This window comes from Arthrobacter sp. SlRoot2-15, from assembly GCF_059739345.1.
The window spans coordinates 1,380,860-1,393,039 of sequence record NZ_AP046058.1; the positions used below are offsets into that span (position 1 = coordinate 1,380,860).

A 12,180-nucleotide genomic window follows, 5' to 3' on the forward strand; every position below is an offset into this window, starting at 1 on the left:
GTTTTTGCCTGCAGAACGTGAGGGAGCGTCTCATGATGGGCTCGGGTCTGACACCCTGCCCGTAAAGAGCGGCAGCCCGGTCTCCACGTGGACTATCTCGTACTGGAAGGGCCGGTCGAACCGGATCACCTGCGTGAAGGCCGCGCCGCTGACGGCGCGGGCGTTGACCTGGGTCACGGCGGCGGCAACCGTACCCTTTTCCGCCACCGTGATGTTGGCGGACTGGCCCGCCTGCGTGATTTCGAGTCCGGGCTGGATCGCGTTGAAGTCCGTCACGGTCTGGAGCATTTCGCGCAGGCCCAGGGCTGCGAAGACCTTGCGCAGCTCGAAGCTGCTCTTGTGGTCCCAGCGTGGCAGGAAGATCTGGGTCGGGGCGCGCGCCGCCGTCGCGAGGGCCGCGGCGGCGTCGGCGAGGGCCTGCGGGCCGGGCATGGCGGCGCCGGCATCGGGCAGCACCAGCCGCATCACAAAACCCTCGGCATAGGGCAGGTCCACGGCCTGCCATCCCGCGCCCCGGGCGGACGCGAGCTCCTGAACCGCGGACATGGTGGGGACGGTGACCGGCCCCCCGGCCGCCGTCGTGAAGGGCAGGTCTGAGGTATCGGCCGGGTCGAAGGGGACGTTCCAGGCCGAGGCGAAGTACACCGTATTGAGCAGGCTGAGCGTGTTGTCCTTGCTGTACTCCGCGGGCGCCTTTTTGATCCGGCCGCCGGTGTTCTTGTTCACCCAGGCGTCGATTGCCGGTTTGGTGGTGTTCTCGTCCTGAAAGTCCACCGGGTACACGCCCGTCCCGTAGTAACGGGCCAGGGAACGCAGGTAGCCCTCCCCGGTGGGCACGCCCCGGTCCACGAACAGGCCGTTTGCGCTGTGCAGGAGCGGCTTGCGCGGCGGGTTCTTTTCGTCCACGGAGCCGGGGTCGCCGTCGAAGGCTTCCAGCGATCCGAGCAGCGCATTCAGGGCCTCGTCACGGTGTTGTGCGGGCAGGCCCAGGGCGCTGTCCATCTCGGCGGCCGTCGTCCCCGACGCTCCCGCCCGCAGCATGGCCAGGGCAATCAGCAAGCTGCCCGGCGACGCGACCACGTTGCCGTTGCCGGCGTCCCCGCCGTCCGCGAGGAGCGCGGCACCCAGTTTCCGCGCCGATGCCCGGAGCTGGTCCAGCTCGGCCGGGTAGGCGGACCGGTCCACCGAAGCGCGTTCGACGCCGTCGGCCTTCAGCAGCGCCGGCGGCGGGGCGGCACAGGCCGACAGGACCAGCGCCACGCCAGCCGCGGCCGCCATAATCCGCGCCGGAATCTTCTGTTTCATCGCGCCCCCAAGGCCCGCAACCGCGTGGAAAGGCGGGGATCCCGCCTACGGCCAGTCAAGCACCGGCACCGCGGAAGTGCGACAACACCCGGGTCACGATTTGGCGCCGAATCATTCGGACACGAAGCCCGCCCTGGGTCGGGTCAGCGCCGCGGGATGTTCCGCAGGTTGCTGCGGGCCATGCTCACGGCTTCGCCGGCGCCCCGGTTCAGCACCACCTTGGACATGGCCGTGGCGAAGCCCAGGATCTGCGCGCCCTTGATCTTCGGCGGGATCGAGAGGGCCTTGGGGTCCGTGATGAGCTCCACGAGGGACGGCCCCGGGTGTGCGAACGCCTCATGGTACGCGGCCTCGATCCGGGCCGGGTCGGTCACGCGGACGGCATGGAACCCCAGGGCCCGGGCAACCTCGGCGTAGTTGGCGTCAGGCACGTCGACCCCGAAATCCGGCAGTCCGTCCACCAGCATTTCCAGCTTGACCATCCCGAGGGTGGAGTTGTTGAAGACCACCACGTTGACCGGGAGCCGGTGCGCCGCGACGGTGATCAGCTCTCCCAGCAGCATTGAGAGGCCGCCGTCGCCGGAGACCGAGACCACCTGGCGTCCCGGGTACGCGAGCTGGGCGCCGATGGCCTGGGGCAGCGCGTTGGCCATGGAGCCGTGCAGGTATGAGCCGATCAGCCGCCGGGTGCCCAGCGGGTTGATGTACCGCGCGGTCCAGACGTTGCACATGCCGGTGTCCGCGGTGAAGACCGCATCCTCCGCCGCCACCTGGTCCAGCAGCGAGGCCGCGTACTCGGGGTGGATCGGCTGGGTTTTTTCGACCTTGCGGGTGTACGCCCCGACGGCCTTGTTCATCAGCCGGTCGTGCTTTTTGAGCATCGCGTCCAGGAAACGGCGGCTCTTCTTCGGCTTCAGCAGCGGCATCAGCGCGGCGAGCGTGGGCAGCACGTCACCGTGCACGGCGACGTCTACGTCGGTCCGCCGGCCCAGGTGCTGCGCGGCCCGGTCGACCTGCGCGGTCCGGGTTCCGGGCAGGAACTGGTCGTAGGGGAAGTCCGTGCCGAGCAGGATCAGCAGGTCCGCATCCTCGATCCCCTCGGCCGCGGCGCCGTAGCCGAGCAGCCCGGTCATGCCGATGTCGTAGGGGTTGTTGTACTGCATGAAATCCTTGCCGCGCAGCGAGTGCCCGATCGGCGCGGCGAGGAGTTCGGCGAGCGCAATCACCTCATCGTGGGCGCCTTCGACGCCGGCGCCGGCGAAGATGGCGACCTTCCCGGCGTCGTTGATGGCGTCCGCCAGTTCGCGCACACTGGCCGGGTCCGGCACCAGCGCAGCCGGCCGGAAGGCTGCCGGCGCCGGCGTTTCGGCGGTCGCCTCCAGCCCGGCGATATCGCCGGGCAGGGTCACAACGGCGACGCCGCGAAGCGCGACGGCGTGCTGGATGGCGCTATGCATGACCCGCGGCGCCTGCTCGGCCGTGCTGATCAGTTCGGAGTAGACCGAACATTCGTTGAACAGCCGGTCCGGGTGGGTCTCCTGGAAGAAGCTGCTGCCGATCTGCTTGCTCGGGATGTGCGAGGCGATGGCCAGGACCGGGGCGCCAGAGCGGTTCGCGTCGTACAGGCCGTTGATCAGGTGCAGGTTGCCAGGCCCGCACGAGCCGGCACAGACCGCGAGTTTGCCGGTCAACTGAGCCTCGGCCGCGGCGGCGAACGCGGCTGCCTCCTCGTGCCGGACGTGGATCCAGTCGATCCCGCCCTTCGCGGCGCCGCCGGTCTTCCGGACGGCGTCGACGATCGGGTTCAGGCTGTCGCCGACGATCCCGTAGATCCGCTGCACGCCGGCAGCCTGGAGTTGTTCGACAAGCTGGGTGGCAAGTTCCTTGGCCATGGGTGCACGCTCCCGCGAGATGGATCGATGAGCTGACACTGGCCAATATAGTCCGCTCCGAATGCCTAAGAGGTCGGTAAACGCTCACGTATCCATTCAGCTAACCTCTGACGGCGAGCTCGCTTGCGCGGGTCTCGGCAGCCAAGAAAAGCCTGGCACGCTCGAGTTCCAAGAAGGATTCACTCTCCCCGCCCAGCCTCTCGATGGCTTGCACGAGGGCTTCTTTCAAGTAGTAGGACTTGCGAGAGTCCAGTGCTCGGCCCCACTTAAGGACACCCGTCGAGATACGACCGAATAGACTGACGTCGCCTGGTGAGGGCTTGCGGTCACATTTCCTCCACGCTCTCAAAGCCGCAATGCTGCATTCGGAGAGAACACCCAAAAGTCTGGCATCACCCTGATTATCTGCATACAGCAGGCCCGCAGTGTGGAAGCCAGCCGCGGCGTACTGAACGGCCTCGTCAAATCGGTGATCCCCGGCTTCGGCTTCCGCCCGCCTTCGCCAACTGTCAGCGAGCGTGGTGGCTGCCATTAGGCGGCGTCGCCCCCGCAGGGAACTCTGAGCCTCTTCCAGGCAGACTTGTCCCTCCTCATATTCACCGACCCAAACTAAGACTTTTCCTAGCAGGAAAGCCGTGTCGCCACACGGCTTTAACTGATGGGCTCGCTTCGCATGCGGCAACGCAATCTGAGCCGTGTGGAGTTTGGTCGAAAGGAGATCTGCCACCGCATAACTTGTCGTAGCCACAGCATTGTCTCCCGTGGCGTAAGTTAGCGCGGCTTGGTAATCACTTACCGCCGCCTCATAGTGTCCCTCAAGCTCCTGGATGTAGCCCGAAACTCTGTGGACCTCCGAGAACTCTGGATTGAAGCTTCGGGCGCGTTCAACCTTCTCGTAGGCTTTCAAGAACTGTCTTGTGGCTGCAAGCTTGACTGCACTCCGCAGCAGGAACATGGCAGGGTGATCAGACTCGTCCCTAGGAATAACCTCTCGTTGATCGATCCACTTGAGCTTGCGGATACCGCTCTCAACGGACGCCTTGAAGTCACGTTCACGTTTGAGAACCTCCGCGATGAATGATCCGTTGTGGTCGGGACGTGGAAGGAATGCACGCGCCGTAGGCGTCAGAGCGAGGCGGCCAGCGAGGCCGCCCGTCGATTCGGCTTCAACGACGACCAACGCACCCCGCGTAAGTTCTTGGGTACTTGCCCTTAGATCATCAGTCTTGAAGTCTGTCAATATAGCGAACTCGTCGAAGCCTATTCCGCGATCAAGCGCGCGAAGTACTGTCAAGATTGCTCGGGATTTTTCTCCCAGGCCGGCGTAAACGTTCTGAACGCAAAACGACAGGAGTTCGTCTTGGTTCCGCAAGACATCTAGGGGGACCCGCCCAGCCTCGCTCGAGAGTACATACCAACGAATCGCTAGCGGACTCCACCGCAATTGACTCACCACATTCGTAAGGGCGACCTCCGAAAGCCCACTGAGGTTTCGCTGACGGCGCGAATGAGAAAATTTTCGGAAAAGTAGTTTCGCTTCCGCGTCGCTCAAAGGCGGAAGCGGAATGCGCCGCTCCAACTGTCCCAAACCAACCCGACTCGTAAAGAGGTAGTTGACTGTCGGCGGAAGGATATCCACCATTTGAACGACCTCATCGCCCTTGGCGGACTCAAGGTTGTCGATGATTATCAGGCATTCAACGCCTTCAAGAGCCTCAGACAGCTCAGCCAGGCTGCCAGTAAAATCTTGCGAGATTCCCCGCCCCAAAGCGGCGACTGTTCCGTCAAGTCCCCTAACGGCGTCTTGAAGGTCTTCCACACCGTACGCTGTGAGCATCTCGGTCTTCAGCGAAACCCACAAAACGAGCTCGTAAGGGTTCTCCTCGCCGTCCACCAAGCGGTAGGCGACGTCCAAAGCAAGGGCTGTCTTACCGATCCCGCCTTCTCCGGTCAAAGTCAGTACAGGATAGCGTCGGCTGCGTAAATCACTCAGGAGTCGCTTCGCTTCGTCTTTCCGACCGATAAAGGTCGTCTCATCGTAGTCAACTTCGGGCAGATTATGCAGGGTTCGTTCGAACGGGACAGGTCGTTTCTCAAAGAACGGTTCCCAGGTCGCGTCTCGGTTCAGCCGCTCAAGAACCGCGCAGGACTGTGGCCAGTACTTTCGAGGGAACCCTCCCAGTAGAGTCGTGGCCGACTGCGGATCATCCATGCTGAGCGGCCGACCGTGCATAACGCGGTTGCGTATTGGGACTAGCGCAGCCACCGTGGCGGAACTACTTCCGATGATTTCTCGCAAGTCTTCGGGGAGATCAGATTTTCCCCGGGCCAGCGCATCAAAGGTTGGTTTTAGGTCCAGATAATGCACTATGGATGTGTCTTCAGTATCATCCTGTTTCCGTCGCCACTGCGCTCCGGCGAGCTCCAACTCGGAGAAGACATCGCTTTCTTCTCGGTGATCAAGCAGAGACGTTTCTACCAAGCGGCGTAGATCCTGCTCAAATGCGTCAATCAATGAAAAGAGACGCCCTCGGCTCATTCTAATTTCGTGACCAGAATCCACAGCGTATTCTCCCCCAAGGTCCAGACCAGCATTTCGTGCTTGAGGTAAATATACGCGTCATGCTGCCCCCAGCGACGCCGCCGCGGCGTCAGTTCCCGGAGTGCGCCTGCAGGAAGGAATAGACCTCGGTCTCGTCCACACCGGGGAAGGCGCCCGGCGGCATCGCGGCCAGCAGGTGCGAATGCGCCCGCGCCGAGGGCCACGCGTTGCCCGCCCACTCGGAGGCGAGGGCAGCCGGCGGGCGCTTGCAGCAGCTCTCATCCGGGCAGGTGGACTTGGAGCGCTCCGTGGTGTCGCGTCCGCGGAACCACTTCACCTGGGCGTAGGGCACACCCACGGAGAGCGAGAACTCCCCGTTGGCGGAGCGTTCGGTCCGGGCCGTGCACCAGTAGGTCCCGGCCGGCGTGTCCGTGTACTGGTTGTAGGCGCTGAACTTGTCCGGCACGTCGAACACCACGCGGGAGGTCCAGTTCTTGCAGGACGGCTGGCCCTCGATGGCGCCGGTGTGGTCCTGAGGGAACGTCACGCCGTCGTTCTCGTAGGCCTTGTAGATGATGCCGCTCTTGTGTGTCTTCTGGAAGTGGGTGCGCAGGTCCAGGTGCTGCGTGGCGAGGTTGGTGAAGCGGTGCGCGGCGGTCTCGTAGGACACGGCGAACGCGTCGCGGATGTCCTCCACGGCGATTTCCTTGGCGGCCTTGGCCTTTTGCAGGAAGTCGACGGTGGCCTGCTCGGGCAGCAGCAGCGCGGCGGCGAAGTAGTTCGTGGCGACGCGCTGCATCAGGAAGTCGCCGTAGTTGGTGGGTGTCTGGTGGCCCAGGACGTAGTGGCCCAGGGCCTGCAGCAGCACCGACCGGGGGTCGTGGTCGCTGCGGGCGTTCTGCGTGAGGTAAATTCGGCGGTTCTTCAGGTCCGTCACGGAGCGCGTGGAATGCGGCAGATCGCCCACGTGGTGCAGGCTGAAGCCGAGGTGCCCGGCGATGTCCGCAATCACGTGGTGGGACAGCGGGCCGGACGTATGGCCCACCGACGCCAGGACCTTCTGCGCCTCCGCCTCATACTCCGGGAAGTAGTTGTTGCGCTCGCGCATCATGGCCCGCAGTTCACCGTTGGCGCGGCGTGCCTCCTCCGGGGTGGCCACCTGCTCATTGAGTCGGCGTTCGAGCTCATGCTGCAGCCCCACCATGGACTCCAGCACGTCCATCGGCAGCCGCGAACTGATGCGGATCCGGGGCAGGTTCAGAGACTCGTAGAGGGGGCTGCGCTGGTACCGCTCCAGCTCGATCTCCAGGGCCGCGCGGCGGTTCGGCGGTTCCGCGCCGAGCAGTTCGTCGATGCTGACGCCCAGCGCAGCGGCCAGTTGCTGGAGCAGGCCGAGCTTGGGTTCGCGTTTGCCGTTCTCGATCAGGCTCAGCTGGCTGGGGGCTGTTCCGACGGCGGCGCTCAGGTCATCGAGCGTCAGCCCCGCAGCCTTGCGCAGGTGCCGGACCCTCCGGCCCATGCTGATGACGTCCACCTCGGGTTCGGCGGGGACGGAAGGGGATACGGCCTGGCGGTTCCAGCTGCTCGGATGCATTTCTTGAGAATACGGGAAGAAGTGCAATTCTTTCCAGACATTCCCCCTAGAAAGCCCCTTGGAAGTGAAGAAAAGTAGATCTCACAGAAAGATTCACCACCCCGGAACAACCGGCGGAACCCGCAGAGAAGCGGTCCCCGCCGGCCCGGACCACCAAGGAGACAAAGATGACTGCAGCATTTGAGCCCACCCAGCAGACGCCCGAAGCCCAGGCTTCCGCCCTGGAGCTCGAGTGGGCCGCCAACCCGCGCTGGGAAGGTGTCACCCGGGACTACTCAGCCTCCGACGTCGTCCGCCTCCGCGGCCGGGTCTCCGAGGAGCACACCCTGGCCCGCCGCGGCTCGGAGAAGCTGTGGAAGCAGCTCACCGAGGAGCACAAGGAGGGCCAGTACACCAACGCCCTGGGCGCCCTGACCGGCAACCAGGCCGTGCAGCAGGTCAAGGCCGGCCTCCGCGCCATCTACCTCTCCGGCTGGCAGGTCGCCGCGGACGCCAACAACTCCGGCCACACCTACCCGGACCAGTCGCTGTACCCCGCGAACTCGGTCCCCACCGTGGTCCGCCGCATCAACAACGCGCTGCTCCGCGCAGACCAGATCGAGTTCTCCGAGGGCATCCAGACGGTCGAGGACTGGATGGTGCCGATCGTCGCCGATGCCGAGGCCGGCTTCGGCGGCCCGCTGAACGCCTACGAGCTGATGAAGTCCATGATCCAGGCCGGCGCCTCGGGCGTGCACTGGGAAGACCAGCTCGCCTCGGAGAAGAAGTGCGGCCACCTCGGCGGTAAGGTCCTGATCCCCACCCAGCAGCACGTCCGCACGCTGAACGCGGCCCGCCTGGCCGCCGACGTCGCCGGCACCCCGTCGGTCATCATCGCCCGCACCGACGCCGAGGCGGCCACCCTGATCACCTCCGACGTCGACGAGCGCGACCAGGAATTCATCACCGGCGAGCGCACCGCCGAGGGCTTCTACAAGGTCCGCAACGGGATCGAACCCTGCATCGCCCGTGCCAAGGCCTACGCCCCGTACTCCGACCTCATCTGGATGGAGACCGGCACTCCGGACCTGGAGCTGGCCCGCAAGTTCGCCGAATCGGTCAAGGCCGAGTTCCCGGACCAGATGCTCTCCTACAACTGCTCGCCGTCGTTCAACTGGCGCAAGCACCTCGACGACGCCACGATCGCGAAGTTCCAGCGCGAACTCGGCGCCATGGGCTTCACCTTCCAGTTCATCACCCTGGCCGGATTCCACGCCCTGAACTACTCGATGTTCGACCTCGCCCATGGCTACGCCCGGGAAGGCATGAGCGCCTACGTCGAACTGCAGGAGAAGGAATTCGCCTCCGAGTCCCGCGGCTACACCGCCACCAAGCACCAGCGCGAAGTCGGCACCGGCTACTTCGACGACATCGCCACCGCGCTCAACCCGAACGCATCCACCCTCGCCCTGGTCGGATCGACCGAAGAGGGACAGTTCCACTAATCCCCGCCCCAAGTGAGCTGTTCATTCCGCTCACATGTGGGCACGACGGCGGCAGGCACCCAAGGTGCCGGCGACATCGGGGGCCGGGAAAGGTGATCCGGAAGCGTGCGTAAAAGGGGCCCTGTCCCCGCCTGACCGAGCTCTGCGAGGTCCAAGGCGGGGATGGGGAATAGCACTCGGAGGATTGCCTTTTTCGGCCCCAAACTGCACCCGCCGTCGAACTTGCTTCTTCGCTAAGGAGATTTGAAATGAACAGCTTCACTGACAACTTCACGATCAACGGGGTTACGTTGACGGCCCAGCCGATTTGCCGGCAGAGCGAGATCCTGACGCCGGACGCGCTGGCGTTTGTGGCCAAGCTGCACAAGGCGACGGCGGGACGGCGGCAGGAGCTGCTGCAGGCACGGCGGGAACGCCGCCAGCAGATCACCCGGGGCCAGGACCCGCGTTTCCTACCCGAGACGGCCGCCATCCGGAACGACCCCGAGTGGCGCGTCGCTCCCCCGGCGCCGGGCCTGACCGACCGCCGCGTCGAGATCACCGGCCCGGTGGACAAGAAGATGGCCATCAACGCGCTGAACTCCGGCGCCAAGGTCTGGCTGGCGGATATGGAGGACGCCTCCACGCCGTCGTGGCGCAACGTCATCCAAGGCCAGCTGAACCTCACCGACGTACTGGAACGCCGGATCGACTTCACCACCCCGGAAGGCAAGGAATACAAGCTCCGCGCCGCCGAGGAGCTGCCCACCATCGTGGTCCGGCCCCGCGGCTGGCACCTGCCGGAGAAGCACATGCTCATCGACGGCACCCCGGTGGCCGGCGGCATCGTGGACTTCGGGTTGTACTTCTACCACAACGCCCGCCGCCTGATCGCGCAGGGCAAGGGGCCTTACTTCTACCTGCCGAAGATCGAGAACCACCTCGAGGCAAGGCTGTGGAACGACATCTTCATCCTGGCCCAGGACCTGCTCGGCATCCCGCAGGGCACCATCCGCGCAACAGTGCTGATCGAAACCATCACGGCAGCGTTCGAGATGGAGGAGATCCTCTTCGAACTGCGCGAGCATGCCGCGGGTCTGAACGCCGGCCGCTGGGACTACATCTTCTCGCTGATCAAGAACTTCCGCACCCGAGGCCCGCGCTTTGTCCTGCCGGACCGCGACCAGGTCACCATGACCCAGCCGTTCATGCGGGCCTACACCGAACAGCTGGTGCGCGCCTGCCACAAGCGCGGCGCCATGGCGATCGGCGGGATGGCCGCGGCCGTTCCCAACCGCAAGGACGAGGCGGCCAACGCCATCGCCCTGGAGAAGGTCCGTGCCGACAAGACCCGCGACGCCGCCGACGGCTTCGACGGCTCCTGGGTGGCGCACCCGGACTTGGTGCCGGTCTGCCGCGAGGTGTTCGACGGCGTCCTGGGCGACCGCACGGACCAGCTGGACCGCCTCCGCGAGGACGTCACCCCCGATGACCGCGCCCTGATCGACATCGCCTCCACCACCGGCACGATTACCGAACGCGGTGTGCGGATCAACATCGAGGTCGGCATCCGCTACATCGAATCCTGGCTACGCGGCAACGGTGCGGTGGCCATCCACAACCTGATGGAGGACGCCGCCACCGCGGAGATCTCCCGCTCGCAGCTGTGGCAGTGGATCTTCGCCCGGGCCATCACGGACGCTGGCGATGTGATCACGCACGAATGGGTCGAGGACATGCTGGACGAGGAGTTCGCCAAGCTGGAACGCTTCGAGGGCGACCGTTTCTCCGACGCCAGGGACATCTTCGAGGAGGTCACGCTCAGCAACGAGTTCCCCGCCTTCCTGACGCTCCCGGCATACGACCGTTACCTGCACGAGGCCCGCGACGGCGCCGACACCGCGATCGACGCCGCTGACCTCGTAGCGGCCTAAGCCCGCGGACTGAACCGCGGCCTAACCCCCGCAGCCCGGGACCGGGTGCCCCTGACGGCACCCGGTCCCGGCCCCCAGATTTCCGTCCGCCGGGCTGCCACGCCCTTCGCAACAGGCTCCCCGAGATCCGGGGCGGCAGCCCGGCAACGGAACACCCTCCCCCGTCACCCATCACCCGACACCGATGCGCGAACGGACACTTGAGGCCCATGTTTTCTCGGAAAATATGGGCCTCAAGTGTCCGTTCGCGCTTTCGGGGTCTAGGAGGCCAACCGCTGCCGTCCGGCGTCGGGGCCGGGCAGTTCAACGTCAGGATCGGGCCGGCTGATCTCGCCCCACACATCGTCGAGGGACAGACCCAGGACGTCGGCGATGGCCGCAATGGTGGGAAATGCCGGCGTCGCCACCCGGCCCGTCTCGATTTTCCGAAGAGTCTCGGGTGAAACGCGCGCCGCCAGAGCGGTCTCGAGCATGGGGCGCTCCCCCCTCGCGCGGCGCAACAGGGCGCCGAGGCGCTGTCCGCGCTCGACCTCTTCGGATGTAAGGGGCAACCTGACCATGGTTCCGATTATAGTACCGGGATAATATGGCCGGTATAGTTATTGGAAACCAGTGAAAGGCTCCGCATGATTGAGATCCTGAACCCAGCCGAATTGGCCCGGGCAAGAGAAACCGGCGCCCTCGTCGCCGACATCCTGCAGTCCCTCAAGGCACGGAGCACTGTCGGCACGAATCTCTTGGACATCGACCGGTGGGCCGCGACCATGACTGCCGAGGCCGGCGCGCAGTCCTGCTATGTCGATTACGCGCCGTCGTTCGGGCGCGGGCCGTTCGGCCACTACATCTGCACGGGCGTCAACGACGCCGTGCTCCATGGTCGCCCCCACGACTACACCCTGGCCGACGGCGACCTGTTGACCCTCGACCTCGCCGTCGCCAGGCAGGGCGTCGCGGCAGACTCTGCCATCAGCTTCATCGTGGGCGCATCAAAACCGGCCGGAAGTGTCGCCATGATCGAGGCGACCGAGCGCGCCTTGAGCGCAGGGATCGCGGCCGCCGTGCCCGGGGCCCGGATCGGCGATATCTCCCATGCGATCGGGGCGGTCCTCGGCGCGGCGGGATATCCGATCAACACCGAGTTCGGGGGACATGGCATCGGGTCGACGATGCACCAGGACCCGCACGTTCCGAACACCGGACGGCCCGGCCGCGGCTACACCGTTCGCCCCGGACTATTGCTCGCCCTGGAACCATGGGTCATGGCCAACACCGCAGAACTCATCACGGACGACGACGGGTGGACACTCCGCAGTGCCACCGGCTGCCGGACCGCTCACAGCGAGCACACAATCGCCATCACCGACGATGGAGCCGAAATCCTCACCCTGCCTACGCGGCCGCACCCGTGACACCGGAAACGCGGACCGGCGAGCACGGGTTCTGTGGACCG

Annotated in this window: 8 protein-coding genes; 3 read left to right on the forward strand and 5 right to left on the reverse strand. The window is 65.3% G+C overall.

The window, feature by feature from the left end:
• Positions 1-30 precede the first annotated feature (30 nt).
• The 4 genes from AC6I9V_RS06220 to AC6I9V_RS06235 form a co-directional block, all read right to left on the reverse strand.
• Complete coding sequence (locus AC6I9V_RS06220; protein WP_497898731.1) at positions 31-1,305, reverse strand: serpin family protein; 1,275 nt, start codon at positions 1,303-1,305, stop codon at positions 31-33.
• A 143-nt stretch (positions 1,306-1,448) separates the two neighbouring features.
• A complete protein-coding gene (locus AC6I9V_RS06225; RefSeq protein ID WP_497898732.1) occupies positions 1,449-3,197 on the reverse strand; it encodes a pyruvate dehydrogenase in 1,749 nt (582 codons plus the stop codon).
• Positions 3,198-3,297: 100 nt separating this feature from the next.
• Entirely contained in the window at positions 3,298-5,712 is a 2,415-nt protein-coding gene (locus tag AC6I9V_RS06230; RefSeq protein WP_497898733.1) for a tetratricopeptide repeat protein, read from the reverse strand.
• Positions 5,713-5,848: 136 nt separating this feature from the next.
• Positions 5,849-7,360, reverse strand: coding sequence for a helix-turn-helix domain-containing protein (locus AC6I9V_RS06235; RefSeq protein ID WP_497898734.1), 1,512 nt, complete (start codon positions 7,358-7,360; stop codon positions 5,849-5,851).
• A 140-nt stretch (positions 7,361-7,500) separates the two neighbouring features.
• On the opposite strand from AC6I9V_RS06235, the gene aceA reads away from it, so the two are divergent.
• Positions 7,501-8,817 (forward strand): isocitrate lyase, encoded by a 1,317-nt coding sequence (aceA, locus tag AC6I9V_RS06240; protein WP_497898735.1) that lies wholly within the window; start codon positions 7,501-7,503, stop codon positions 8,815-8,817.
• A 248-nt stretch (positions 8,818-9,065) separates the two neighbouring features.
• Positions 9,066-10,730: a malate synthase A gene (aceB, locus tag AC6I9V_RS06245; RefSeq protein WP_497898736.1), complete on the forward strand. Its 1,665-nt coding sequence runs from the start codon at positions 9,066-9,068 to the stop codon at positions 10,728-10,730.
• Between the two features lie 260 nt (positions 10,731-10,990).
• On the opposite strand, the gene AC6I9V_RS06250 is transcribed toward aceB, so the two are convergent.
• Positions 10,991-11,290: a helix-turn-helix domain-containing protein gene (locus AC6I9V_RS06250; protein ID WP_497898737.1), complete on the reverse strand. Its 300-nt coding sequence runs from the start codon at positions 11,288-11,290 to the stop codon at positions 10,991-10,993.
• Between the two features lie 66 nt (positions 11,291-11,356).
• On the opposite strand from AC6I9V_RS06250, the gene map reads away from it, so the two are divergent.
• Positions 11,357-12,139, forward strand: a complete 783-nt coding sequence (gene map, locus AC6I9V_RS06255; RefSeq protein ID WP_497898738.1) for a type I methionyl aminopeptidase — start codon at positions 11,357-11,359, stop codon at positions 12,137-12,139.
• Positions 12,140-12,180 lie beyond the last annotated feature (41 nt).

Excerpts from the sequence above, each read along its gene's own strand:
- aceA (WP_497898735.1), top strand. The coding sequence starts at position 7,501 with ATGACTGCAGCATTTGAGCCCACCCAGCAGACGCCCGAAGCCCAGGCT.
- aceB (WP_497898736.1), top strand. The coding sequence starts at position 9,066 with ATGAACAGCTTCACTGACAACTTCACGATCAACGGGGTTACGTTGACG.
- AC6I9V_RS06220 (WP_497898731.1), bottom strand. The coding sequence starts at position 1,305 with ATGAAACAGAAGATTCCGGCGCGGATTATGGCGGCCGCGGCTGGCGTG.
- AC6I9V_RS06250 (WP_497898737.1), bottom strand. The coding sequence starts at position 11,290 with ATGGTCAGGTTGCCCCTTACATCCGAAGAGGTCGAGCGCGGACAGCGC.
- AC6I9V_RS06225 (WP_497898732.1), bottom strand. The coding sequence starts at position 3,197 with ATGGCCAAGGAACTTGCCACCCAGCTTGTCGAACAACTCCAGGCTGCC.
- map (WP_497898738.1), top strand. The coding sequence starts at position 11,357 with ATGATTGAGATCCTGAACCCAGCCGAATTGGCCCGGGCAAGAGAAACC.